Source organism: Aeromonas sp. 1805 (assembly GCF_013085525.1).
Taxonomy (GTDB): Bacteria; Pseudomonadota; Gammaproteobacteria; order Enterobacterales; family Aeromonadaceae; genus Aeromonas; species Aeromonas hydrophila.
In genome coordinates, this window is the sequence record NZ_CP038515.1 from 255,393 (window position 1) to 279,989 (window position 24,597).

19 protein-coding genes and 1 pseudogene are annotated in these 24,597 nt (G+C 62.7%); 13 read left to right on the top strand and 7 right to left on the bottom strand.

Going from position 1 to position 24,597, the window contains the following annotated elements:
• Positions 1 to 64: 64 nt before the first annotated feature.
• The gene (tyrS, locus tag E5E96_RS01085; RefSeq protein WP_010633247.1) at positions 65 to 1,264 is read right to left on the bottom strand and encodes a tyrosine--tRNA ligase; all 1,200 of its coding nucleotides are present in this window, start codon (positions 1,262 to 1,264) and stop codon (positions 65 to 67) included.
• Positions 1,265 to 1,378: 114 nt separating this feature from the next.
• On the opposite strand from tyrS, the gene E5E96_RS01090 reads away from it, so the two are divergent.
• Both E5E96_RS01090 and E5E96_RS01095 read left to right on the top strand, forming a co-directional pair.
• Complete coding sequence (locus E5E96_RS01090) at positions 1,379 to 2,689, top strand: peptidoglycan DD-metalloendopeptidase family protein (protein WP_065478772.1); 1,311 nt, start codon at positions 1,379 to 1,381, stop codon at positions 2,687 to 2,689.
• Positions 2,690 to 2,705: 16 nt separating this feature from the next.
• Complete coding sequence (locus E5E96_RS01095) at positions 2,706 to 3,815, top strand: anhydro-N-acetylmuramic acid kinase (RefSeq protein WP_171281380.1); 1,110 nt, start codon at positions 2,706 to 2,708, stop codon at positions 3,813 to 3,815.
• Positions 3,816 to 3,916: 101 nt separating this feature from the next.
• On the opposite strand, the gene hchA is transcribed toward E5E96_RS01095, so the two are convergent.
• The gene (gene hchA, locus E5E96_RS01100; RefSeq protein WP_171281381.1) at positions 3,917 to 4,780 is read right to left on the bottom strand and encodes a glyoxalase III HchA; all 864 of its coding nucleotides are present in this window, start codon (positions 4,778 to 4,780) and stop codon (positions 3,917 to 3,919) included.
• An 825-nt stretch (positions 4,781 to 5,605) separates the two neighbouring features.
• Between hchA and E5E96_RS01105 the strand changes: the two genes are divergently transcribed.
• Positions 5,606 to 6,871, top strand: a complete 1,266-nt coding sequence (locus E5E96_RS01105; protein ID WP_171281382.1) for a RidA family protein — start codon at positions 5,606 to 5,608, stop codon at positions 6,869 to 6,871.
• Between the two features lie 142 nt (positions 6,872 to 7,013).
• On the opposite strand, the gene E5E96_RS01110 is transcribed toward E5E96_RS01105, so the two are convergent.
• Entirely contained in the window at positions 7,014 to 7,436 is a 423-nt protein-coding gene (locus E5E96_RS01110; RefSeq protein WP_171281383.1) for a hypothetical protein, read from the bottom strand.
• A gap of 239 nt (positions 7,437 to 7,675) precedes the next feature.
• Entirely contained in the window at positions 7,676 to 9,667 is a 1,992-nt protein-coding gene (gene tkt / locus E5E96_RS01115; RefSeq protein ID WP_016351585.1) for a transketolase, read from the bottom strand.
• A gap of 342 nt (positions 9,668 to 10,009) precedes the next feature.
• On the opposite strand from tkt, the gene metK reads away from it, so the two are divergent.
• The 5 genes from metK (at position 10,010) to gshB (ending at position 14,400) form a co-directional block, all read left to right on the top strand.
• A complete protein-coding gene (metK, locus tag E5E96_RS01120) occupies positions 10,010 to 11,161 on the top strand; it encodes a methionine adenosyltransferase (RefSeq protein ID WP_011706910.1) in 1,152 nt (383 codons plus the stop codon).
• Positions 11,162 to 11,230: 69 nt separating this feature from the next.
• Positions 11,231 to 11,776, top strand: a complete 546-nt coding sequence (locus E5E96_RS01125) for a SprT family zinc-dependent metalloprotease (RefSeq protein WP_171281384.1) — start codon at positions 11,231 to 11,233, stop codon at positions 11,774 to 11,776.
• 77 nt (positions 11,777 to 11,853) lie between these two features.
• A complete protein-coding gene (locus E5E96_RS01130; protein WP_171281385.1) occupies positions 11,854 to 12,537 on the top strand; it encodes an endonuclease in 684 nt (227 codons plus the stop codon).
• 63 nt (positions 12,538 to 12,600) lie between these two features.
• Complete coding sequence (gene rsmE / locus E5E96_RS01135; RefSeq protein WP_043121280.1) at positions 12,601 to 13,332, top strand: 16S rRNA (uracil(1498)-N(3))-methyltransferase; 732 nt, start codon at positions 12,601 to 12,603, stop codon at positions 13,330 to 13,332.
• A 114-nt stretch (positions 13,333 to 13,446) separates the two neighbouring features.
• Positions 13,447 to 14,400 (top strand): glutathione synthase, encoded by a 954-nt coding sequence (gene gshB / locus E5E96_RS01140; protein WP_017409164.1) that lies wholly within the window; start codon positions 13,447 to 13,449, stop codon positions 14,398 to 14,400.
• Positions 14,401 to 14,511: 111 nt separating this feature from the next.
• Here gshB and E5E96_RS22805 read toward each other — a convergent pair.
• Positions 14,512 to 16,136: pseudogene (locus E5E96_RS22805) on the bottom strand (methyl-accepting chemotaxis protein).
• Positions 16,137 to 16,254: 118 nt separating this feature from the next.
• On the opposite strand from E5E96_RS22805, the gene E5E96_RS01150 reads away from it, so the two are divergent.
• A complete protein-coding gene (locus E5E96_RS01150) occupies positions 16,255 to 16,809 on the top strand; it encodes a YqgE/AlgH family protein (protein WP_016351591.1) in 555 nt (184 codons plus the stop codon).
• Positions 16,810 to 16,855: 46 nt separating this feature from the next.
• Positions 16,856 to 17,278, top strand: coding sequence for a Holliday junction resolvase RuvX (gene ruvX / locus E5E96_RS01155; RefSeq protein ID WP_011706917.1), 423 nt, complete (start codon positions 16,856 to 16,858; stop codon positions 17,276 to 17,278).
• Positions 17,279 to 17,324: 46 nt separating this feature from the next.
• On the opposite strand, the gene dtpB is transcribed toward ruvX, so the two are convergent.
• Together dtpB and ampC are read right to left on the bottom strand one after the other, a co-directional pair.
• Complete coding sequence (dtpB, locus tag E5E96_RS01160) at positions 17,325 to 18,830, bottom strand: dipeptide/tripeptide permease DtpB (protein WP_044800522.1); 1,506 nt, start codon at positions 18,828 to 18,830, stop codon at positions 17,325 to 17,327.
• A 514-nt stretch (positions 18,831 to 19,344) separates the two neighbouring features.
• Positions 19,345 to 20,493, bottom strand: a complete 1,149-nt coding sequence (gene ampC, locus E5E96_RS01165) for an FOX/MOX family class C beta-lactamase (protein ID WP_171281386.1) — start codon at positions 20,491 to 20,493, stop codon at positions 19,345 to 19,347.
• Between the two features lie 191 nt (positions 20,494 to 20,684).
• Between ampC and E5E96_RS01170 the strand changes: the two genes are divergently transcribed.
• From E5E96_RS01170 to E5E96_RS01180, 3 genes are read left to right on the top strand one after another with little or no spacing between them, the layout of a single operon-like run.
• Entirely contained in the window at positions 20,685 to 21,605 is a 921-nt protein-coding gene (locus tag E5E96_RS01170; protein ID WP_171281387.1) for a MoxR family ATPase, read from the top strand.
• A complete protein-coding gene (locus E5E96_RS01175) occupies positions 21,605 to 22,591 on the top strand; it encodes a DUF58 domain-containing protein (protein ID WP_171281388.1) in 987 nt (328 codons plus the stop codon). Before E5E96_RS01170 ends, E5E96_RS01175 begins: the two co-directional genes overlap by 1 nt.
• Positions 22,578 to 24,551: a DUF3488 and transglutaminase-like domain-containing protein gene (locus tag E5E96_RS01180; protein WP_171281389.1), complete on the top strand. Its 1,974-nt coding sequence runs from the start codon at positions 22,578 to 22,580 to the stop codon at positions 24,549 to 24,551. The genes E5E96_RS01175 and E5E96_RS01180 overlap by 14 nt, the downstream gene beginning before the upstream one ends.
• Positions 24,552 to 24,597 lie beyond the last annotated feature (46 nt).

Here is a 24,597-nt window from a genome sequence, read left to right on the forward strand (position 1 = left end):
CATGAGCCAACAAAAAGGCCTCCGCAAGGGAGGCCTTTCTTATGGCGGCGCCGGTGGTGGTGACTTACTTGACGGTCACCCGGGCAAACTTGCGCTTGCCGACCTGGTAGACGGCGGTACCGGCACCGATGAGTGCCTTGCCATCTTCCAGCTTCTCGCCATCAACCTTGACCGCGCCCTGCTTGATCATGCGCAGCGCTTCGGAGGTGGTGGCCACCAGATCGGCATCTTTCAGCAGGTTGGCAATGGCCAGACCTTCGCCTTCCAAAGCCAGCTCGACTTCCGGCATTTCGTCCGGAATGGCGTTCTTGGAGAAGCGCTGGGTGAAGTCTTCGTGGGCCGCTTCGGCCGCCGCCTCGTCGTGATAACGGGCGATGATCTCCTTGGCCAGCCAGATCTTCACGTCACGCGGGTTGAGGGTGCCGGCGGCAATGCCCGCCTTGAACTCTTCAATTTCAGCCAGCGGACGGAAGGAGAGCAGCTCGTAGTAGTTCCACATCAGATCGTCGGTGATGGACATGATCTTGCCGAACATCTCGCCCGGGGCGTCGTGCACGCCGATGTAGTTGGCAGCGGACTTGGACATCTTCTTGACGCCGTCCAGGCCCACCAAGAGCGGCATCATCAGCACGCACTGGGTCGCCATGCCGGCATCTTTTTGCAGCTCGCGGCCCATCAGCAGGTTGAACTTCTGGTCGGTACCGCCCAGCTCGACGTCCGCCTTCAGCGCGACCGAGTCATAGCCTTGCAGCAGCGGATAGAGGAATTCGTGAATGGCGATGGACTGGCCGTTGCTGTAGCGCTTCTTGAAGTCATCGCGCTCCATCATGCGGGCCACGGTCTGCTTGGCCGCCAGCTTGATCATGCCGGTCGCGCCCAGCTCGCTCAGCCAGGTCGAGTTGTACTCGATGCGGGTCTTGGCGGGATCGAGGATCTTGAACGCCTGCTCGGCATAGGTGAGGGCGTTGTGCTTGATGGCCTCTTCGGAGAGCGGCGGACGGGTGGCGTTCTTGCCGGAGGGATCACCCACCATGGCGGTGAAGTCACCGATCAGCAGGATCACTTCATGGCCCAGATCCTGGAAGGTCTTCAGCTTGTTGAGGATCACGGTATGACCCAGATGAATGTCGGGAGCCGTCGGGTCCATCCCCAACTTGATGCGCAGCGGGCGCCCTTCCTTCAACTTGGCGACCAGTTCTTCTTCCACCAGAATTTCTTCCGCTCCGCGCTTGATCTCGGCTAGCGCCACCTCGAGCTGGGACATTTTTTGACTCTCCAATCACGATTCCACAGGGCCAGACATATTACTGGAATGGCGGGCCAATTGGAAAGGCGGTAAACTCCGACATTCTTCCCGGCTCAACTTCGTCTGCTTCTCATGGTCATTTGGCACGCCTTCAACTCTCTCCCTCACTGGCACCGCAAGATGGTGCTGATCCTGAGCATCATGGTGATGATGCTGGCGGCCTGGCCCAGCGAACAGGCGGTCGCCACCCGGGTCGATGACAACGGCAACGAGCTGGCCATGGAGCAGCAGGTCGACGAGGAGGCGCTGCTGGCCGAAGCCAAGCCCGTCGCCCCGCCCAAGCCGAGCTACATCACCAAGCAGGTGAAGGTACGCAGCGGCGACAACATGGGAGTCATCTTCCAGCGCCTCGGCCTCAGCACCACGGATCTGCACCTGATCGATCAGCTCGAGGGCACGGATACCCTGCGCCTGCTCAAGCCGGGCCAGGAGCTCACCTTCAAGCTCACCAAAGGCGGCGAGCTGCACAGCCTCTACTACCCCCACAGCCTGGAGCAGGCGCTCAAGGTGAGCCGCAAAGCCGACAGCTTCGTGGCCAGACCGGTCAAGCTCGAACTCGACACCCGCGAACAGGTGGCCAAGGGCGAGATCCGCTCCAGCTTCTGGGGCGCCGCCGTCGACGCCGGCATGACCGAAGATCAGATCATGGATCTCGCCGCCATCTTCGGCTGGGACATCGACTTCGCCCAGGACCTGCAGCCGGGCGACAGCTTCCGGGTGGTCTACGAAGAGAAGTATCAGGATGACGAGCGGGTTGCCTCCGGCGACATCCTGGCCGCCGAGTTCGTCAACCAGGGTGCCACCTACCGCGCCGTGCTGAACGAGGATGGCAACTACTACACCCCGGATGGCAAGGCGATGCGCAAGAGCTTCCTGCGCGCGCCGGTCAACTTCAAGTACATCAGCTCCAACTTCAATCCGCGCCGGCTGCACCCGGTCACCGGCAAGGTGCGTCCCCACAACGGCATCGACTACGTGGCGCCGGTGGGGACCCCCATCATGGCGGCGGGCTCAGGCAGCGTGGTGGCTGCCGGCTACAACCAGTTCAACGGCAACTACGTCTTCATCAAGCACGCCGGCAACTACGTGACCAAGTACCTGCACCTCTCCAAGCGCACCGTCAACAAGGGGCAGCGGGTGAAGCAGGGCCAGACCATCGGCAATCTGGGGGGGACCGGACGGGTCACCGGGCCGCACCTGCACTATGAATTCGTGGTGGGCGGTGTACACAAGAACCCGCGCACCCTCAATCTGCCACAGGCGGAGACGCTGAGCGGACGGGCGCTGGCCAACTTCAAGGCGCAGGCCATGCCCCAGCTGGCCAAGCTGGACAGCCCGGAGCTGCAGCTGGCCCAGAACAAGCGGGCCAACGGCGGCAATTGACCCACAAGGAGCAGTCATGAGCGAGCGTTATATCGGCTTGATGTCCGGTACCAGCCTGGACGGTATCGACGCCGTGCTGGTGACGATGGGTAGGGACGCGCTTCGAGTAGAGGCGGCGCTGTGCCACCCCTGGCCAGCGGAGACCGCCCACGAGCTGCACGCCCTCTGCACCCCGGGCGACAACGAGATCGACCGCATGGGGGTGGCCGACAACCTGGTCGCCCGCGAGTTTGCCGCCGCCACCCATGCCCTGCTGGCCAAGGCGGGGCTGACTCCAAAAGATATTCGTGCCCTCGGCAGCCACGGCCAGACCATCCGCCACCGCCCCCAGCTCGGCTTTACCCTGCAGATCGGCAACGCGGCCCTGCTGGCGGCGCTGACCGGCATCGATGTGGTGGCCGACTTTCGCACCATGGACATGGCCCTCGGCGGTCAGGGGGCGCCACTGGTGCCCGCCTTCCATCAAGCCTTCTTTGCCCGCCCCGGCGCCCTGCGGGTGGTGCTCAACCTAGGCGGCATCGCCAATATCTCGGTGCTGCCGGGCCAGGCAGACGGCGTCTATGGCTTTGATACCGGCCCGGCCAACACCCTGCTCGACGGCTGGTATCGCCGCCATCACCCCCAGGGTGCCGGTTACGATGCCGGCGGCCAGTGGGCGGCCAGCGGCAGGCTTATCCCTGCACTGCTGGAGCAACTGCTGGCTCACCCCTACTTTGCCGCCCCCCACCCCAAGAGCACCGGGCGGGAGATGTTTACCCTCGATTGGCTCGATGGCGAGCTGGCCGGCCGCGCCCATGCCCCGGCGGATGTGCAGCGCACCCTGCAGGCGCTCACCTGCCACAGCATCGTCCGCCAACTGCCCAAACTGGCTGATGCGCAGAGCCGGCCCGAGCTGTATGTCTGCGGCGGCGGCGCCCATAACGCCCCGCTGCTGGCGGAGCTGACCAGCCTGCTGCCCGGCTGGCGCATCGCCAACACGGCCGAGCTGGGGATCGCCCCCGACTGGATGGAAGGCGCGGCGTTTGCCTGGCTGGCGCAGCGCTTTATCCACCTCCAACCCGGCAACCTGCCGGCCGTCACTGGTGCCAGCCGCCCCGCCGTGCTGGGTGCCCTCTATCCCGCCTGAGCCAGACCTGGTCCAGACCCAATAGAGCAGGGCCGTCACTCGACGGCCCTGCGGTTTCATTTCCTGCCTGTTCTACCAGCCCCTCTTGCAAGGGCGTGACGCTATCGGCGGCTCACTGCCTCCAGCAGGGTAGTGGCGGCCAGCTTGCCGAGCGGATTGCCGGCCAGCGGGCTGTCACCGGTCAGCAGATTGCGATCCCGACACACCTCCCCCGAGATGCCGCTGTTGACGATCTCAAACCCCATCCCCTTGAGCCGTTCGCCAAACTTCCAGGTGAGCCGGCCCGGCATGTAGCCGATCGCCGGCGTCTGCTCATCCAGCGTATCCGGGAAGGCGCAGATCCGGTAGCCGGCGAAGGTGTGCGGATTGGCCACCGCCAGCAAGGCCGCCGGCCCGTGGCAGAGGGTGATGATGAAACGCTCGTGGGCCATCGCCCACTCCAGCAGTGCCTTGACCTCGGCGCTCTCGGGCAGCCCCAGCAGGGCGCCGTGCCCGCCGGGAATGAACACGCCGAGGCAGTCCGAGTCGGGGGCCTGCACCCGCGCCAGCAGATCCGCCAGTTTGGCGGGCTGGCGGAACTGCCCCTGGTATTTGCCATAGAGCCCCACCACCGCCTCATCCTCCGTCGGCATGGCCCACCACTCGAACTTGACCGGATTGCCCGACAGGGTGGCCACCTCAAAGGCAAAGCCTGCCTTGTCGAGGTGATACATGGGCAGCAGGGTTTCCACCGGGTGGTTGCCGGTAGAGAACAGGGTGCCGTTGTCGGTGGGCAGATAGCGCTCATCGGCCCCGATCAACAGGATCTTCCAGCGACCGCCGCGATAGGGGGCGGGATAGTCGGCCCCCGCCAGATCCGACTTGCGCGAAGTGAACTGGCTCAATGAATAGGGGGAAGGGAAAAAGGCATTCTGCTCCGCCGGATCCGGGGTCGGTTGCTTGTCGTCAATCAGCTTCTCGGTCATGGGACTCTCTCCATCATGGGTTGACTCGCTCTCACAGTATTGGCTGCCAGAGGCCGGGTAAATGCGCCGTGCCCTTCCCTCAGACAGGCAGCTGACGCATCGCGCCAGCGCAGCCAGGCCCTGTTCGCAGCGCTGAAAATATATGGCATATGCAGGGTTGCATCCTTCCCGCCTGGTTGCCGTATCCGGCCGTGAACGGTGCCCCTCATTTCCATCCGCTCTTGCCACTCCAGCTTATTGCCATGCAGATGGGCTGAATGTTATTTCAATGGCTCTCTTTCGGCTCACTTCAGGCATATTTTTGGCCTTATGAAAAGCCCTTCACCAGGCCGAAAAATAAATAGCTATGCAAAACCGGGATAATATCCTGCAAGTTGGTCAGATTTATTAACCTGGGATTTACAGCTGGTAACCTGAATTGACGAAAATAAAGGCACCATCAGCCGCCTGCATGGCAAAAAGTGGGAGCGCCATCACCTTTATTGGCCATTCTGGTCATGCATTGAATAGCAAAGTGAATATATTTCACTCTGTTGAGCCACCTCATAGAAACCGGATCCCGGTTTGCATCCGCTGGCGAACGCCCCCTAGAATCCTCCCGTCTGAATCATCAAGCCGATTTATTTCTCCCTTATCCGTTTGCACGCGCCGGCGGCACCGGCACAAGGCTTTACACAGTGATGACCATGGTCCCTTGCCCCGTCGCCCTGCGGCGGGAACGGGCAACTGTTGCCGCCATCATGGGTATCGCCCTGCGTGACGCATTCGGCCAGGGAAGAGCAACGCGGCCTGACCCTACATCAAAAACGAAAAAGGAGTATCGCCATGAGTGGTACCATCATCAAGTCAGCCAGAAATACCGCCAATGCACCGCAGGATCTGAGCCCCAGCACCCAGAGCGTGGCGTTCTCCCACTACAACAATATCTCCGCCCAGCTGCCGGTCGACCCGAAAACAGGCGCGCTGGTCGCAGGGGATATCAAGGCGCAGGCCAGGCAATGCCTCACCAATATCAAGGCCATCGTCGAGAGCATCGATCATGTGATGGATGACGTGGTCAAAATCACGGTGTTTCTCAAAGAGATTGCCGATCTCGACGCGGTCAACGCCGTCTATGGCGAGTTCTTCCCCCACCTGCTGCCGACCCGCACCGTGCTGGCGGTGGCTGGTCTGCCGCTCGGCGCCGCCGTGCAGATGGACGCGCTCATCTCCAACGGTGAAGGCACCTTCCCGCAGGCCCCCTGCCCCCTGCTGAAGCTCTCCCGCAACAGCGACAAGGCGCCGCAGGATCCGCTCTCGACCCATACCGTCGCCTTCTCCCACTACAACAACATAGGCGCGCAACTACCGGTCGATGCGGCCTCAGGCCAGCTGGTCGCCGGTGGCATCCAGCAACAGGCTGGCCAGTGCCTGCGCAACATCAAGCACGTGCTGGAGAGCATCGATGTGCCGTTTGACGATATCGTCAAGGTCACCGTCTATCTGACCAGCCTGGCCGATCTGGACGCCGTCAACGAGGTCTACACCACCTTCTTCCCGGACTCCGCCATTGCCCGTGCCGTCGCCTACCTGCCGGCGCGCAGCGTGATCGTGGCCTCCGCCCTGCCGCAGGGCGCCCGGGTGCAGATGGATGCGGTCATCTCCCACGGTGACGGCACCCCGCCGCAGCTGGTGGAAGACAGACACAATCTGGTGATCAGCGCCCGCAATACCGACAAGGCGCCGAGAAGCCCGCTGCACACCCAGACCGTCGCCTTCTCCCACTACAACCACATCGCCGGCCAGCTGCCGGTTGACCTGGCCACCGGCAAGATCCTGACCGGTTGTGTCAAGGAGCAGACCGTCCAGTGCCTCGGCCATATCAAGACCATCGTCGAGAGCATCGGCCACGTGATGGACGATATCGTCAAGGTCAATATCCAGGTGAAGAACATCGCGGATCTGGCAGACGTGGATGCCATCTACACCAAATACTTCCCGGCCTATCTGCCCGCCCGCACCGTGATTGGCGTGAGCGAGCTGCCCGCCGGCGCCCTGGTGCAGATTGATGCGGTGATGTCCAACGCGGAAAGCACCCCGCCGCAGGCATAAGACATGCCCTGAATAATAAAAAGAGACCGGCTATATGCCGGTCTCTTTTACAAGGCAAGAAAATTATCAAACAAAAAATAGAATTACATCTTTTATGTAGTGATGAACATCCACATCCATGGAGCTCAACATGAATTTTAATCTACGTTTTTCCAAAAAGAGCCATATATAACTCATCATTATTTATTTTGTTTTTTACCGATACATCTCTTCTCATCTCCAACAAAACCAATGTAAAGTCATTATAAGCCTCTGCAGTGTTAAGTTGCTGATGCTTACAGAAAAAAGCACTAACACTTCTTACAACTTTATCACTGCCTAACAGTACGACTCTAGCTTTAGAGCTTACTAGTTTTCTATGTAGCTCACTCTCAACAGTTCTATTACCACTCTTGGATGAGCTAGCAATTTCAGAGACTACATTCACAAAATCCAAGTATGCTTGAGTTTTGACCTCTTCCTCTTTTTTTGACTTTTCATTCAAACGACCTAGTTTATATTGCACAAGCGCACTCGCTAATACACCAATCAATCCAACAAATGCGACTATTAAACTTGTATCCAAAGGCTCTCCTCAGTGATAGTTTCACTTACAGAAAATTAATAATTTAAATCCAGGGTAATCAGCTCCAATATAGTTCAAATAATATATAAAAATCGACATTTATTGTTCAGGTAAATGAAGAAGTGATTTTATAGTGGTTATTTATACTGTGCTTGATCCAATAAAAACGCCCCCCATCTTGCGATGGAGGGCGTTTTATCGTTCCGGCTATTGGGCCAGAGTGGCCCAACGATCAGGAATTACAGGGACTCTGCGGTCGCAACCACGTTTTCCACGGTAAAGCCGAATTCCTTGAACAGCAGCTCGGCCGGTGCGGACTCACCGAAGGTGGTCATACCGATGATCTTGCCGCCAAAGCCCACGTACTTGTACCAGTAGTCGGCGATGCCGGCTTCGATGGCCACACGCTTGGTGACGGAGGCCGGCAGGACGGACTCTTTGTACTCGGCAGATTGAGCGTCGAACACGTCGGTGGCCGGCATGGAGACCACGCGCACGGCACGGCCCTTGGCAGTCAGCTGCTCATAGGCGGCAACGGCCAGTTCCACTTCGGAACCGGTGGCGATCAGGATCAGCTCAGGCTTGCCAGCGCAATCCTTCAGCACATAGCCCCCCTTGGCGGTATCGGCCAGTTGCTGGGCGCTGCGGTCCATCTGGGCCAGGTTCTGACGAGAGAAAATCAGCGCAGTCGGGCCGTCGGTACGCTCGATGGCGTGCTTCCAGGCGATGGCGGATTCAACCTGGTCACAGGGACGCCAGGTGCTCATGTTCGGGGTCAGACGCAGGGAAGCGATCTGCTCGACCGGCTGGTGAGTCGGGCCATCTTCACCCAGACCGATGGAGTCGTGGGTGTAAACGAAGATGGCGCGCTGCTTCATCAGGGCGGCCATGCGCAGGGCGTTGCGGGCGTATTCCATGAACATCAGGAAGGTGGCGCCGTAGGGGATGAAACCACCGTGCAGGGCGATACCGTTCATGATGGCGGACATGCCGAACTCGCGTACACCGTAGTGGATGTAGTTGCCGGAAGCATCGTCGTTGGTCAGGGACTTGGAACCGGACCACATGGTCAGGTTGGACGGCGCCAAGTCGGCAGAACCGCCCATGAACTCCGGCAGCAGCTTGCCGAAGGCTTCCAGCGAGTTCTGGGAGGCTTTACGGGTCGCGATCTTGGCCGGGTTGGCTTGCAGGGTTTCGATGATCTTGGCGGACTCAGCGGCCCAGTTGGCCGGCAGTTCGCCAGCGGTACGGCGCTTGAATTCGGCAGCCAGGGTCGGGTGAGCGGCTTCATAGGCGGCGAACTTGGCAGCCCAGTCGGCTTCCAGTTTGGCGCCCTTCTCCTGACCGTTCCACTCGGCAGCGATGTCGGACGGGATAACGAACGGCGCGTGGTCCCACTTCAGGAAGGCACGGGCGGCGGCGATCTCGTCGTTGCCCAGCGGTGAGCCGTGGCAGTCGTGGGAACCGGACTTGTTCGGGGAACCGTAACCGATGATGGTGCGGCAGCAGATCAGGGTCGGCTTGCCGGTCTCGGCCTTGGCGGCTTCGATGGCAGCGTTGATCGCTTCCGGGCTGTGGCCGTCAACGGCGGCAATCACGTGCCAGCCGTAAGCTTCGAAGCGCTTGACGGTGTCGTCGGTGAACCAGCCTTCCACGTGACCGTCGATGGAGATGCCGTTGTCATCCCAGAATGCAATCAGTTTGCCCAGTTGCAGGGTACCGGCCAGGGAGCAGGCTTCGTGGGAGATACCTTCCATCAGGCAGCCGTCGCCCATGAAGGCGTAGGTGTAGTGGTCGACGATGTCGTGACCCGGCTGGTTGAACTGCTCGGCCATGGCCTTCTCGGCGATCGCCATGCCGACGGCATTGGTGATGCCCTGACCCAGCGGACCGGTAGTGGTTTCAACGCCCGGCGCGTAACCGTACTCCGGGTGACCCGGGGTGCGAGAGTGCAGCTGGCGGAAGTTTTTCAGATCGTCGATGGAGAGGTCATAACCGGAGAGGTGCAGCAGGGAGTACAGCAGCATGGAGCCGTGGCCGTTGGAGAGAATGAAACGGTCGCGGTCGGCCCACTTGGGGTTGTTCGGGTTATGTTTGAGGTGGCTGCGCCACAACACTTCGGCGATATCCGCCATTCCCATGGGGGCGCCCGGGTGACCGGAGTTGGCTTTTTGAACGGCATCCATACTCAATGCGCGAATGGCATTGGCAAGCTCTTTACGAGAAGGCATCTGTATCTCCTGCGATTGCTTCATTTGATGGCCAAGATTAAGGCGCGTTATTGTCCCAGCAGGGGGCGCGGCGTGCAAATATTATCTGGGCGAATAAAGTGGCTTTGGGAGCTCAATCGCTTTTCTTGACAGGGCAAACGATTGAGCCGTAACCGCTTTACACCCCAAATGGGGTAAAGCGCGGATCTTGTTCGGCCAGGGGGCGGCAAAACCAAAATAGTGCTGGCAATCGAGGGGGGCGCTAACTAAAATGGACGTCCAGATGTAGATACCTCTACAATCATCCTATCATCACCCGGTTATTGCTGCGGCGATAACCCCAGACAAGCTGAGAATCCCATCATGGCAAAGCTGTTTACTTCCGAGTCGGTCTCCGAAGGCCATCCCGACAAGATTGCGGACCAGATCTCCGATGCGGTCCTGGACGCCATCCTCAAGCAAGACACCAAGGCCCGTGTCGCCTGCGAGACCCTGGTCAAGACCGGCATGGTCATGGTGGCCGGTGAAGTAACCACCACCGCCTGGGTAGACATCGAGCAGATCGTGCGCGACACCGTGCGCGACATCGGCTACACCCACTCCGACATGGGCTTCGATGCCGACTCCTGCGCCGTGCTGAACGCCATCGGCAAGCAGTCCCCGGACATCAACCAGGGTGTTGACCGCAGCGATCCGCTGGAACAGGGCGCGGGCGACCAGGGCCTGATGTTCGGCTACGCCACCAACGAAACCGACGTGCTGATGCCGGCCCCCATCACCTACTCTCACCTGCTGGTGAAACGTCAGGCTGAAGTGCGCAAGAACGGCACCCTGCCGTGGCTGCGTCCGGATGCCAAGAGCCAGCTGACCTTCGCCTACGACGACGCCGGCAAGATCATCGGTGTGGATGCCGTGGTGCTGTCTACCCAGCACGCCGAATCCATCAGCCACAAGGATCTGGTGGAAGCGGTGCGCGAAGAGATCATCAAGCCGGTACTGCCGGCCGAGTGGGTCAACAAGGACACCAAATACTTCATCAACCCGACCGGCCGTTTCGTCATCGGCGGCCCGATGGGTGACTGCGGTCTGACCGGTCGCAAGATCATCGTCGACACCTACGGCGGCATGGCCCGTCACGGTGGTGGCGCCTTCTCCGGCAAGGATCCGTCCAAGGTTGACCGCTCTGCTGCCTACGCCGCCCGCTACGTGGCCAAGAACATCGTCGCCGCCGGTCTGGCCGATCGCTGCGAGATCCAGATCTCCTACGCCATCGGCGTGGCCGAGCCGACCTCCATCAGCGTCGAAACCTTCGGCACTGCCAAGGTCGCCGAGGATCTGCTGGTCAAGCTGGTACGCGAGCACTTCGAACTGCGCCCGTATGGCCTGATCCAGATGCTGGATCTGAAGCGTCCGATCTACCAGGCCACTGCCGCCTACGGTCACTTCGGTCGCAACGAGTTCCCGTGGGAGCAGACCGACAAGGCCGAGCTGCTGCGTTCCGCCGCCGGTCTGTAAGCGTCACGCTTGTGGTATAAAGGGGAGCCTGGCTCCCCTTTTGCTTGTCCGCCATTTGCCGAGAACCCGATGTCCGCCACCGCTACCCGCCTCGATCTCGCCCTGCACGATCGGTTGCTCGCCCGTGTCGACGCCTGTTTTGTGCAGGCCGAAGCGCGCCTTGGCCGCCCCTTTCCCCGCCCGCAAGTCCATTGCAACATGCGCGGTCGGGCGGCGGGATCGGCGCGGCTGCAGACCTGGGAGCTGCGCTTCAACCCGGCCCTCTATCAGGCCAACCAGCAGGCGTTTCTGGCCGAGGTGGTGCCCCACGAGGTGGCCCACCTGCTGGTTTATGCCCTTTGGGGTGAACATAGCGGCGAAGGGCGTGGCAGATCGCGGGTGCTGCCTCACGGCCGCCAGTGGCAATCGGTGATGCGGGAGGTGTTCGGCCTTGAGCCCAGAACCACCCACAGCTTCGATCTGGCGGTACTGGCGCAGCCGACCATCCCCTATCGCTGCCTCTGCCAGCAGCATCAGCTGTCGGTGCGCCGCCACAACAAGGTGGTGCGCGGCGAGGCCCGCTACCACTGCCGCCGCTGCAAGCAGCCGCTGGAACGGGTTGGCTCGTCGCAGTAAGCCAGCCGGTGTCGCGTCCCTGTGCTAGGGTGCCTCTCTGCTTTTTCCGCCAACCATCTCATTTGCCAAGGATCACCATGTTTCGTCCCCTGCTCTCTCTCGTCCTGACCCTGCTGGTCAGCCTGCCCCTGCATGCCCAGACTTTTCGCGCCGCCAAACAGGATCTGAACCGCCTCTATCAGGATCACCCGGTCACCTTCTATTGCGGCTGCAAGATTGACTATCAGGGCAAGAAAATGAGCCCGGATCTGGCCAGCTGCGGCTATGAGCCGCGCAAGCAGCCCAAGCGCGCCGCCCGCATCGAGTGGGAGCACGTGGTACCGGCCTGGGAGTTCGGCCACCAGCTGCAGTGCTGGCAACAGGGCGGCCGCAAGAATTGCGGCAAGAGCGACGAGTTCAACCAGATGGAGGGGGACATGCACAACCTCTTCCCCGCCATCGGTGAGGTGAACGGCGATCGGGCCAACTTCCGCTTCTCCGACTGGAACGGCACCCCGGATCAGTACGGCCAGTGCCAGATGCTGGTGGACTTCAAAAATCGTCAGGTGCAGCCGCCCAAGGGGCCGGTACGCGGCCAGATCGCCCGCGCCTACCTCTACATGAGCCAGCAGTATGGGCTGCGTCTGGCGGCGCAACAGCGTAAACTGTTCGAAGCCTGGGACAGGCAGTACCCGGCCGACGGCTGGGAGTGCGAGCGCAACCGCCGCATCGGCAAGCTGCAGGGCAATACCAACCCCTTTATTGAAAAGCAGTGCCGATAACCCCATCTATGGACACAAGGGATTTAAAATCCCTCTTCTTGAACCAGAGACTGACACTGAGCCATGCGCATTCCACGTATCTATGAACCGGCCGCCCTGCAGGTGGGCCAGACCCTCGCCCTGTCGGAAGACGGCGCCAACCACATCGGCCGGGTGCTGCGCATGCAGCCTGGCCAGCAGCTCGAGCTGTTCAACGGCGACGGCAACCAGTACCCCGCCACCATCGCCAGCGTCGGCAAGAAGTCGGTGGAAGTGACCATCGACAGCTGCGACACCCGCTCGGTGGAATCCCCGCTGGCCATCCACCTCGGTCAGGTGATCAGCCGCGGCGACAAGATGGACTTCACCATCCAGAAATCGGTGGAGCTGGGCGTCACCTGCATCACCCCGCTCTTCTCCGAGCGCTGCGGCGTCAAGCTGCCGGCCGATCGGCTGGAAAAAAAACGCGAGCAGTGGCAGAAGGTGGTGATCAGCGCCTGCGAGCAGTGCGGCCGCAATACCGTGCCCGAAGTGCGCATGCCGATGGAGCTCGACGCCTGGCTGGCGGAAGAGACCCAGGAGCTCAAGCTCAACCTGCACCCGCGCGCCCCTTACAGCATCAACACCCTGCCCATCCCTGAGCACGGCGTGCGCCTGCTGATCGGCCCGGAAGGGGGCTTGTCGAGCGACGAGATCGCCCGTACCGTGCAGGAAGATTTCAAAGAGATGCTGCTGGGGCCGCGGGTGCTGCGCACCGAAACCGCCGCCCTGACGGCGATTACTGCGCTGCAGTGCCGCTTCGGCGATCTCGCTTGATACCATGGGCCGCATCGAGCAGCCCCATGGCAACATCGATGCAGCCGCAAGCGGCCGATTACGCTGCGCTAATCGACCCTACAACCCCCTCGAGCCATTAAGAAGGAACAGCGGATGACCATTAAACTCGGCATCGTGATGGACCCCATCTCGGCCATCAACATCAAGAAGGACTCCAGCTTCGCCATGCTCGAAGAGGCGCAAAAGCGCGGCTACGAGCTGTTCTATCTGGAGATGAAAGACCTCTACATGGAGGCCGGTCGCGCCTTCGGTACCATGCGTCCGCTCACCGTCAAATATGACTATGCCGACTGGTACACGCTGGGCGAGGTGGTGGATCAACCGCTCTCCAGCCTGGACGTGATCCTGATGCGCAAGGATCCCCCCTTCGACACTGAGTTCATCTACGCCACCTACATGCTGGAGCGGGCCGAGGATGAAGGCTGCCTCATCGTCAACAAGCCGCAGAGCCTGCGCGACGCCAACGAGAAGCTCTACACCGCCTGGTTTGCCGAGCACACCCCGACCACGCTGGTGACCCGCCGTGCCGACAAGCTGCGCGCCTTCCACGCCAAGCACAAGGACGTCATCCTCAAGCCGCTGGACGGCATGGGCGGCGCCTCCATCTTCCGCATGAAGGAGGATGACGCCAACGTCGGCGTCATCATCGAGACCCTCACCGAGCACGGCAGCCAGTACTGCATGGCGCAGACCTATCTGCCCGCCATCAAGGATGGCGACAAGCGGGTGCTGGTGGTGGACGGTGAGCCGGTGCCCTACTGTCTGGCCCGGATCCCGGCCCAGGGGGAGACCCGTGGCAACCTGGCGGCCGGCGGCCGTGGCGAAGCCCGCCCCTTGAGCGAGGCCGACTGGGCCATCGCCCGCGCGGTGGGCCCCACCCTGAAAGAGAAGGGGCTCATCTTCGTCGGCCTCGACATCATCGGCGATCGGCTGACCGAGATTAACGTCACCAGCCCGACCTGCATCCGCGAGATTGAAGCGGCCTTCGACGTGCACATCACCGGCATGTTGATGGATGCCATCGAGCGTCGGCTGGCCAAGGCCTGAGCCAGCCACAGTTAAATTGCTGCCCGCTCTAGTGAGCGAACGGTAATAAAAAGAGGCGGCCCCGGGCCGCCTCTTTTCCATCCTGCCTTTGCTCTTTCCTGCCTCTTCCCGTCAGCAGCGGAACTGCCCCACCTTCACCTTGAGTTCGCAGGATAGCTGTTCCAGCTCGTGGCAACTCTGGTTCAACTGGGAGGCGGCCTGTGTCGACTCGCTGGCGATGTGGGCGATATTGACCACGTTGCGGCTGATGTCCTCGGCCACCTTGCTCTGCTCCTCCGCCGCCGTGGCGATGTGGGTATTCATCTCGTTGATCACGTTGACCGAGCTGACAATCTCGCCGAGTGCCTGACCGCAGGCCAGCACGGTGCGGTTGGACTGCTCCACCTGATCCAGTCCCAGCTCCATGCTGGACGCCGCCTGAGTGGCCCCCTGCTGCAACTTGACGATGGTCTTGCCGATCTCTTCGGTGGAGCGCTGGGTACGCTGGGCCAGGGTGCGCACCTCGTCGGCCACCACCGCAAATCCCCGCCCCTGATCACCGGCCCGCGCCGCCTCGATGGCGGCGTTGAGCGCCAGCAGGTTGGTCTGCTCGGCGATGCCGCGAATGGCATCCATCACGCTGCTGATATTGCGGCTGTCATCGGCCAGCTGGGTGATCATGGCGGCGGTGTTCTGGATCTGGGACGACAACCCGGACATGCACTGGATGGCGTCCGCCACTATCTGGTGACCGTGCCGGGCACTCCCGTCGGCATGGCGCGCCGCATCGGCAGCATGGTTCGAGCTGTTGGCCACCTCCGCCACGGTCGCGCTCATCTGGTTCATGGCCGTCGCGGTCTGATCGGTCTCGGCCTGCTGCTGGGCGAAGCGCTGGCGGCTCTCGACGCCGATATGGGCCAGCTGGGCCGACTCCCTGGCGAGCTGCTCCGCCATGCCGTTGATCTGGGTGATGAGCTCGCGAAAATGGCAGATCACATCGTTGAGGGAGTGGGCCAGCCCGCCCATCTCGTCCTTGCGCAGCACCGGCGCCAGCTTGCTCAGATCGAGCTCCCGCTGCATGCCGCGCAAGATCCCCCCATGGCAGCCAGGGGCTGGCTGACGCTGCGCCCGGCCCACACCCCGAAGAACAGGATGCAGGCGCCGCCGACCACCAGCAGCAAGATAAACAGCCGGTTGAGCTGCACCCTGAGCCCGTTGAGCTCGGTCATGTTCTTTTCGGCCTCCTTCAGCTGATACTCCACCAGGGCGCTGATCCCGTCGCTGACCGGGTCGATCACTCGATAGAGCGGCATGATATGGGCGGCCAGCTGACCCTGATTGCTCCCCTGCATGTCCGCCAGGATCTGCATCACCGTCTCAATCTCCCGGTCTGCCGCCGCAAACAGCCCCTGCATCTGGTCGGCTTCCCGCTGCTCCGCCTGGCTCATCGGCTGACTGCGGTAGCCCTGCCAGATGCGCTTGATCTCCTGCTGGGCGGCGCTCATGTCAGCGCGCGATCTGGCGGGGTCAAAGCCCCCCACATTGGCCTTGTTGGCCGCATCGATCACCTTGACCGCGTAGAGATCGGCGATCTGCTTGAGCTCCTTGAGCTGCACCACCTCTCCCTGATACATGCTGTTCATGCCAGCCATCAGCTGGGACATCGCCTGGATAGCCCCGATCACCAGCAGCACCAGTGCCAGCAGGGGTACCACACAGCCCAGGATCAACTTCTGTCTGATCGAAATACCTTCCATGGTGTTATCTCCATCCTGACTCTGGCGGGGAACAGGCCCGCAAGCGGTAAAAAGCGGTTTTGCCCGCCTCGGCGAACTGCCATAATTGACCCAAATACCTTTGCAATATTTGGCCCATATGCAAACACTGCAAAATCACTTCCTGCTCGCCATGCCGAGCCTCTCCGATCCCTATTTCGAGCGTTCGCTGGTCTACCTGTGCGAACACAGCGAAGAGGGTGCCATGGGGCTGGTGGTCAACATCCCGGTGGACATGTCGCTGGATGCCATGCTGACCCAGCTCAAACTGGCGCCGCCCCCCAGCCCCGAGCTCAAGCAGCCAGTGCTGCAGGGAGGGCCGGTGCACGCCGACCGCGGCTTCGTACTGCACAGCTTCCGACCCGGCTTCAACTCCACCCTGCAGGTGGGGGATGAGCTTATGGTCACCACTTCCAAGGATATATTGGAAACTCTGGGCACCGAGGAGGCCCCCGCCCACTGGCTGGTGGCGCTCGGGTATGCCGGCTGGAGCGCCGGCCAGCTGGAGCAGGAGCTGGTCGACGGAGCCTGGCTGGTGATACCGCCCAATCCGGATCTGGTGTTCAAGACCCCGATCCATCAGCGCTGGCAGCAGGCCGCCGCCAGCATAGGGGTCAACCCCATCCATCTATCCAGCGACATCGGCCACAGCTGATGCCGTTTGCCACGCATTTCGCGAGGCATTTTGAGGAATCAATGCAATGTCATCACGCAGTATCATGGGCTTTGACTACGGCACCAAAAGCATAGGAGTGGCCATCGGTCAGGAGCTTACCGGCACGGCCCAGCCCCTGCGCGCCATCAAGGCCAACGACGGCATCCCCAACTGGGACGACATCGACAAGCTGCTCAAGGAGTGGCAACCGGATCTGCTGGTTGTCGGCCTGCCGCTCAACATGGACGGCACCGAGCAGGAGATCACGGTGCGGGCCCGCAAATTCGGCAACCGGCTGCACGGCCGCTTCGGCAAGCAGGTGGAGTTCAAGGACGAGCGACTCACCACCACGGATGCGCGGGCGCGTCTGTTCGAGCGGGGAGGTTATCGGGCGCTGGAGAAAGGCAGCGTGGACGGGGTCTCCGCCCAGCTGATTCTGGAAGCCTGGATGGAAGAACAGTACGGTTGACAGACGGGGGAGAGGCTGGTCAATCCTGCCCCTCCCCATGCCTGCATCAGGCCTTGGCCTGTTGCGAGAGCAGATCCTCCCCTTCTTCACCCTGACCGGCATGCATCATACGGTTGAGCCAGGGCACCATCAGCGCCATCACCACCGCCACCAGCAGGGTCACCAGCCCAATCTTGCCAAACACGTCCGTGTAGATGGGCAGGGTCTGCAGCGGATCGGTCACCCCTTGCGGCACGGCGGTAAAGGTCGCCACATAGCCCCCCAGCAAAGAGGCCATCGCCTGGGTCAGGAACCACATCCCGAGGATGAAGCCCATCAGCCGCTGCGGCACCAATGCCGCCACCATGGCCAGCCCCAGGGCGCTGATCATCAGCTCTCCCAGACTCTGGAACAGATAAATGAGCACCATGAACCAGGGCGAGGTAAGCCCCTGTGCATCGGCAAACCAGATGCCGGACGCCGCCGCGGTGAGAAAGCCGAGGGAGCAGAACAGCATGCCCAGAGTGAACTTGAGGGGCATGGTGAGATCGCGCCCCTTGCTGCCCAGCCGGGTATAGATCATTGCCAGCACCGGGCTGCCCACCACCACCCAGAAGGGGTTGAGCGCCTGGAAGCTGATGGGGTTGACGCTCATCCCCAGCATTTCGTGATGCATGTTGTTGATGGCAAAGAAGTTGAGCGAGGTCGGCATCTGGGCGTAGAGCACGTAGAACACCACGGCTTCCAGCATCAGCACGAAGGCCACGTACATCTTGTTGCGGGCCACCGCATCGAGCTTGAAGGCCTCGCGAAAGAAGAAGATCACCACGGCCAGGGTCACCGTCATCAGCACCATGTTGGCGATCACCACGTGGTGCATCAGCCAGGCGCAAAAGAAGACCAGCGCCACCGACCCCAGCAAGACCAGCAGCAGCTTGCCGTAATCGAGCGGCAGATGGTCGGGCTCGGAGCCGATGTCCTTGACCATATGACGACAGGCGAAGAAGGTCAGCAGCGCGATGACCAGGCCCACCCCGCACAGGTTGTAGGTCACCGTATAGCCGTAGTGATCGGCGATGACCGGCGCCAGCGACAGCGAGATGAGCGAGCCGATGTTGATCGACATGTAGAACAGGGTGAAGGCCCCATCCAGCCGGGGATCACCACGCTCATAGCACTTGGCGAGCAGGCTGGCGGGGTTGGCCTTGAACAGGCAGTTGCCGACGGCGATGGTGCCCAGTGCATAGAAGATGAGGTCGGGATTGTAGATGGACATGCCGGTCATGAAATAACCGATGACCAGCACGATGGCCCCCAGCACCATGGTGCGCTTGGTGCCCAGCACATGGTCGCCCACATAGCCGCCCACCGAGATGAGGCCATATACCAGTGCCGAGAAGGCACCGAAGGTGATGAACGACTGCTCCTGTGAAAATCCCAGTTGCTGGACGAAGAACACCGCCAGGATCCCCTGGACGCCGTAATAACCGAAGCGCTCCCAGAGTTCGACGAAGAAGATCATGAAAAAGGGTTTGGGCTGTTGCAACAACCCGGTCGGGGCCGATGGACGCATGCTAACCTACCTGTCTTGGTGTTTTTTATTGGTGTGATATGGGGACGCCGCACGGATAAATGTGCGCAAGTACCTCTGTCTGTGGTGATCACCACTGTGCTCGCAGCGGCGGATGGTCAGCTGGCAGGGCTGGGAATAAGCCGGATGGCTCCTGACACGATAAGGTGGGGATCGGGCGGCTTCATGTTCGGCACGACATTCAGCAGGCGTTTGGCAACGGGCTGGCAGCCGCTTGTAGCCGTCATCGCACACCCGACATTCTCGCAACAATCGTAAAAGCCGAAAAATAGACAGATGGCATGATAAGACACTGCCATTAACGCAAACCAATAGCCGATCACACTTCACTCGTTGCAATAGGTGAAGTTTTCTAATGAAACCACATTAGTTTTGTTGGTGCAAACGGATCTGTTTTTCCCGCAGCCAACCCCCTATGCATAAAAAAACGCCGGACTGGCCGGCGTTTTTCAATATGGTGCTGGCGACCCACAGGCCGTCCGCCGGATGTGGCGGATCAGGGTGCCAGCTGGCTCAAAATGGCATGGGCCGCGCTGACTCTGGCCTCGATGGGGTAGTTGCGATTGGCCAGCATGACGATGCCAATCCCTTTGGCGGGCACGAAGGCCACGTAGGCACCAAAGCCACCGGTCGAACCGGTCTTGTTGTAGAGGCGCATCGCCCCGGGCGCTACTGGCGCATCGAACTGCGCGATCGGATTGGCCTTGAGGCTCACCGCCGGGGAGTTGCCCGCCAGCAGCGTCTGCTCGCTGACCGGGTAGGCGTAGCTCTCCCAGCCCAGCCCCTGGGTCATCTCCCCTACCCGGTAAAGACCGGTGTGGGTCAGGGCGATCGCCTGTTGCAACGCCTTGTCATCCACCCCGCTGATGTTGGCCTTCACGAAGGCGAGCAGATCCGCCGAGCCGGTCTTGATGCCGTAGGCCTCGTCCGCCAGCATGCCAGGGTTGACCCTGATGGGCTTGTCCTCTTTCGAATAGCCATAGGCGTAGTCCCCCATGGCCTGCTTCGGCACATCGAGATAGGTGTGGTGCATACCCAGTCCGGGCAGCAGGGTCTGCTCCATCAACTTGGCAAACGGCTGCTGCAGGCTGCTCGCCGCCAGATGGCCGAACAGGCCGATGCTGGGATTGGAGTACTGACGATGGCTGCCCGGCTGATAGGCCGGGGTCCAGTGCCGGTAATAGGCCCGCATGGTATCGCTCGAATCAACCTCGTCGGGGAATTGCAGCGGCAACCCCCCGCCGCTGTAGGTGGCAAGTTCCGCCATGGTGATGCCATCGAAGGCGGAGCCCTTGAGCCAGGGCGCGTGCCCGCTCACCTGGTCATCGAGCTTGAAGCCCCCCTTGACCACGGCGTAGGCGCCAAGAGTGGCGGTATAGGTCTTGCTGACCGAGCCAATCTCGAACAGGGTCTGCTCATTGACCTTGGTCCCGGTCGCCACATCGGCCAGCCCGTAGTTGAAGTAGTGGGCCTGCCCCCCTTTCAGCACGGCGACCGCCATGCCAGGGATCCTGTGCTGCTTGAGCACGGGACGGATGGCGTCATCCACCACAGCCTTCAGCGGATCGACGGGGGCCGCCAGGGAGAGCGGGGCAAGCAGCAGGGTGCCGAGGGCCAGCAGTGGCAGGGCTCTGGTCTGTTTCATGGCAAAAATCTCAGTATGTTCAGGAGCTGCCAGCCTAACCGGCCAACGTGTGCCAAGCATGAACCGGGGTGAAGTCTGTGTGAAGTCGCCCACCAAATCATCCAGATTCAATGGGTTATCCATGACTTGTCCTCCCCTGCCCGACAACGGGCGTATAAGCTGTAGGGGCGGCATCACACAGGGAGGCGCACGTGCAGACACAACCACAGATAACCCGGCTGCTGACGGCACTGGAGCAGGTGATCCTCGGCAAGCCGTTGCAGCTCAAGATAGCGCTGGTGACCCTGCTGGCCCGCGGCCACCTGCTGATCGAGGATCTGCCCGGCATGGGCAAGACCACCCTGGCCCATGCCCTGGCGCAGGTGCTGGGGCTCGACTGCCGGCGGGTGCAGTTCACCGCCGATCTGCTGCCGGCCGACCTGCTGGGGCTGCAGATTTTTGATCCCCACCAGCAGCAGTTTCGCTTTCACCCGGGCCCCGTCTTCACCCAGGTACTGTTGGCGGACGAGATCAACCGCGCCAGCCCCAAGGTGCAGAGCGCCCTGCTGGAGGCCATGGCCGAAGGCAAGGTGAGCATAGAGGGAGAGAGCCACCCGCTGCCCTCCCCCTTCTTCGTCATCGCCACCCAGAACCCGGCGGATCAGGCGGGCACCTACCCCCTGCCGGAATCCCAGCTCGATCGCTTCGCGGTACGCCTCTCCCTCGGTTTTCCCACCCCGGAAGCGGAGCGTCGACTGCTGCGCGGGGCCAGCCAGAGCGCGCCCCTCGAGCGGCAGATGAGCGCCGCCGAGCTGGCCGCTCTGCAGGCCGAGGCGGCGCAGATCCACCTCTCCGATGCCAGCCTCGACTACCTGCTGGCGCTGGTGCAGCAGAGCCGCTTCGACGCCGACCTGCCGCAACCGCTCTCGCCCCGCGCCGCCCAGACCCTGCTGGCGGTGAGCCGGGCCTGGGCGCTGGTGGCGGGCCGCCGCTTCGTCAGCGTGGAGGATGTGCAGGCGGTTTTCCCCTACGTGGCCGAACACAGGCTCAGGGGCAGCTTCGGAGTGCAGCGCGGTGAAGCCTGCCCGCTGAGCCAGCGCCTGCTGGCCCGGGTCGATCCGGATCGCCCCTGATGAACTGGCGCCAGCGCAGGGCCAGGTGGCGGCAAGGCTGGCTGGCCCGGCGCATCCCGCCGGCCCGCCAGATCACCCTGCAGGGGCGCTACCTGTTCATCCTGCCCACCCGGCTCGGCCTCTGGTATCTGCTGGTGATGCTGGCCATCTATCTGCTCGGCACCAACTACCAGAACAACCTGGTGTTGCTGGTGGCCTACGGCCTCGGCAGCCTGTTCATGGTCACCATGTGGCTCACCCACCGCAACCTGCTGGGGCTGTCTCTACTGGGGGGGCCCGCCGTGCTGGGAGAGGCGGGCAGCCCCCTGCCCATCCCCATCACGGTGCGCAGCGAACGGCCGCTGCAGGCACTGCAATTTTCCCTCAATGAAGGGCGGCTCTGGCTGGCGCAGGTGGATGCAGTGCCGCAACCCCTGCTCCTACCAGTGCTGGGCCCCCGGCGCGGACGCCTGCCGCTGGAGAGACTGCGGGTGGAGAGCCGCTACCCCCTCGGCCTGTTTCGCTGCTGGACGCTGCTGGACCTGCAGCTGGAGGGCTGGCTCGCCCCGGCCCCCGAGTACGGTCCCCTGCGCGGGGAGGCCGCGACCGATGCGGTGGGCAACCGAGGGCAGCCTACCCCAGCTTCGATGGGGGACTTCGACATGCTGCGGGCCCACCAGAGCGGGGAGCCGCTGAGTCGGGTCGCCTGGAAGCAGCTCGCCCAGGGACGCGGCCTGCTGGTAAAGCAGTTCTGCGAGCCGGGGCAGGATGATACCCACCTCAGCCCACAGCGGGTCGGCGGCCGGGATCTGGAGCAGCGGCTGGCGGTGCTCGCCTGGTGGTGTGATGACTACGCCAAGCGGGGCATACCCTTCAGCCTGACGCTGGCGGGCCGGACGCTCGGGCCGGACAGCGGCGCCGCCTTTTTGCAGCACTGCCGGCTGGCGCTGGCCCGCGTCGATGCCGTGGCGTCGCCGCAGGAGGTCGACCTCGATGCTGCTCGATAACCGGCGCCTGCTGCCGCTGCTCGCCCTGCTGCAACTGCTGCTGATCCCGGCACTCTGGCCCCAGTTGCAACTCTGGGTGGTGGCCGTTTCACTGCTCACCCTGGGCGTGCGGGCCATGATGCTGTGGCGGGGCTGGCGTCCACCGCCCGCCGCCGCGCTGGCACTGCTGGCCATGCTGGGCGTGGTGCTGCTTGGCTGGCAGTGGCGCCAGCTCGGCACCCTGCCGGCCCTCATCAACCTGCTCTGGCTCGGCTACGGCCTCAAGCTCATCGAGGTCCGGCGAGAGCGGGATGTGGAGCAGGTGCTGCTGCTCGCCTTCTTTCTCGTCGCGCTGGCGCTGGTGCAACGGCAAAGCATGGGGTGGGCCCTGGCGATGACGGGGGCGCTCTGGCTGGCGGTCACCACCTTGCTGGCGGCGGTGCAGCCCCTCGGCCAGCACCTGTGGCGCCGGGCCGGGCTCATCCTGCTGCTGGCCATCCCCCTGCTGCTCACCCTGTTTCTGCTGCTGCCAAGGCTCGCGCCTCTCTGGCAGATGCCGAGCAGCAGCCGCGCTCTCTCCGGTCTCTCGGAGGAGGTGGCCCCCGGCGACATCAGCGAGCTGGTCAACTCCTCCGAGCTGGCCTTTCGCATCACCTTCGCCGATGGCCCGCCCCCCGCCAATGAGCGCTACTTCCCGCTGATGCGCCAGGAGCTGTTCGATGGCCGGCGCTGGTTGCTCAGCGAGCAGGTGCGCCGCTGGCAACAATCCCAATCCGTGCAGATGCTGCCGGCGGCCAACCCGGCGACGCCGCTGCCGGCCGGCAGCTATCAGGTGATTGCCGAGCCCCAGCGCCTGCGTTGGACCCTGGCCCAGGCCAACCCCGAGGTGTTGAGCGGCCCGGTCACCTTGAGCCCCCTCGCCACCCTCTATCGCCAGGATCGGGGGGATGGCCGCGTCAGCTACCGGGTCAGCACGGCCGCCATGGCGCCACCTGCCGATGACGCTGCCCGTCACCTCAACCTGCAGTTGCCCGCCGGTGGCAACCCCAAGGCCCGGGCCCACGCCCTGGCCCTCAAGGCCCGTCACCCGGCGCCAGAGGCGCTGGCCGCCGCCCTGCTGGGCGAATTTCGCCAGGGCGACTTCTACTACACCCTGCAGCCGCCGCGGCTGGGACAAGACGGGGTGGATGACTTTCTGTTCGAGAGCCGGCGCGGCTTTTGCGGTCACTACGCCACGGCCACTGCCTTCGTGCTGCGGGCGGCCGGCATCCCGGCCCGGCTGGTAACCGGCTACCTCGGCGGCGAGTGGAATCCGAGGGGCAACTACCTGGAGGTGCATCAGTTCGATGCCCACGCCTGGGTGGAGTATCTGGATGAGCAGAACCGCTGGCAGCGGCTCGATCCCACCGCCGCAGTGGCCCCCCAGCGCATCGAGGGGGGCATGCCGGCAGCCCTTGGTGGCGAGTTCGCCGCTGCCGACCCGCTCTCTTTGCAGCGCTATCGCAACTGGGCCCTGCTCAACCAGTTGCGCTGGTGGGGGGCCAATCTCGATTATCAATGGACCCGCTGGGTGCTCAACTATGATGCCGCCAGCCTGTGGCAGCAGCTGGGACAACGCTGGCCCGTGTTGGCCGGCCATACCCACTGGCTGATCCTGGCCACCCTGCTGGGGGTGGCCAGCCTGGTGGGTGGCCTGCTGATCTGGCGCGGCCCAGCACCCCTGCCCCTGCGGCTATGGCAGCCCCTGCGCCGGCGCGCCGCCCGCCATGGCTGGCAGCCCTTGGCGGGAGAGAGCCTGGCCAGCTGGTGCGAGCGCCTCGCCGACCTCAGCCCCTCTCTCGCGCGGCCGCTGCAACAGGGCGCCTGGCTCTACCGGCGCTGGCGTTATGCCCCCTTGTCGGCGGCGCAGCGTCACCGTACCTTGCGCCAGCTGCAACGACGACTGCGCCAGATCTGCCAGCGCTGGGATGCCCGGTACTGACGGCGGTGCAGCGTCAACATACCTTGCACAAGATGCGGCGACCGCT

Bases quoted from the DNA above. Each gene is read 5' to 3' on its own strand.
- tyrS (WP_010633247.1), bottom strand. From the start codon at position 1,264: ATGTCCCAGCTCGAGGTGGCGCTAGCCGAGATCAAGCGCGGAGCGGAA.
- E5E96_RS01090 (WP_065478772.1), top strand. From the start codon at position 1,379: ATGGTCATTTGGCACGCCTTCAACTCTCTCCCTCACTGGCACCGCAAG.
- E5E96_RS01095 (WP_171281380.1), top strand. From the start codon at position 2,706: ATGAGCGAGCGTTATATCGGCTTGATGTCCGGTACCAGCCTGGACGGT.
- hchA (WP_171281381.1), bottom strand. From the start codon at position 4,780: ATGACCGAGAAGCTGATTGACGACAAGCAACCGACCCCGGATCCGGCG.
- E5E96_RS01105 (WP_171281382.1), top strand. From the start codon at position 5,606: ATGAGTGGTACCATCATCAAGTCAGCCAGAAATACCGCCAATGCACCG.
- tkt (WP_016351585.1), bottom strand. From the start codon at position 9,667: ATGCCTTCTCGTAAAGAGCTTGCCAATGCCATTCGCGCATTGAGTATG.
- metK (WP_011706910.1), top strand. From the start codon at position 10,010: ATGGCAAAGCTGTTTACTTCCGAGTCGGTCTCCGAAGGCCATCCCGAC.
- E5E96_RS01125 (WP_171281384.1), top strand. From the start codon at position 11,231: ATGTCCGCCACCGCTACCCGCCTCGATCTCGCCCTGCACGATCGGTTG.
- E5E96_RS01130 (WP_171281385.1), top strand. From the start codon at position 11,854: ATGTTTCGTCCCCTGCTCTCTCTCGTCCTGACCCTGCTGGTCAGCCTG.
- rsmE (WP_043121280.1), top strand. From the start codon at position 12,601: ATGCGCATTCCACGTATCTATGAACCGGCCGCCCTGCAGGTGGGCCAG.
- gshB (WP_017409164.1), top strand. From the start codon at position 13,447: ATGACCATTAAACTCGGCATCGTGATGGACCCCATCTCGGCCATCAAC.
- E5E96_RS01150 (WP_016351591.1), top strand. From the start codon at position 16,255: ATGCAAACACTGCAAAATCACTTCCTGCTCGCCATGCCGAGCCTCTCC.
- ruvX (WP_011706917.1), top strand. From the start codon at position 16,856: ATGTCATCACGCAGTATCATGGGCTTTGACTACGGCACCAAAAGCATA.
- dtpB (WP_044800522.1), bottom strand. From the start codon at position 18,830: ATGCGTCCATCGGCCCCGACCGGGTTGTTGCAACAGCCCAAACCCTTT.
- ampC (WP_171281386.1), bottom strand. From the start codon at position 20,493: ATGAAACAGACCAGAGCCCTGCCACTGCTGGCCCTCGGCACCCTGCTG.
- E5E96_RS01175 (WP_171281388.1), top strand. From the start codon at position 21,605: ATGAACTGGCGCCAGCGCAGGGCCAGGTGGCGGCAAGGCTGGCTGGCC.
- E5E96_RS01180 (WP_171281389.1), top strand. From the start codon at position 22,578: ATGCTGCTCGATAACCGGCGCCTGCTGCCGCTGCTCGCCCTGCTGCAA.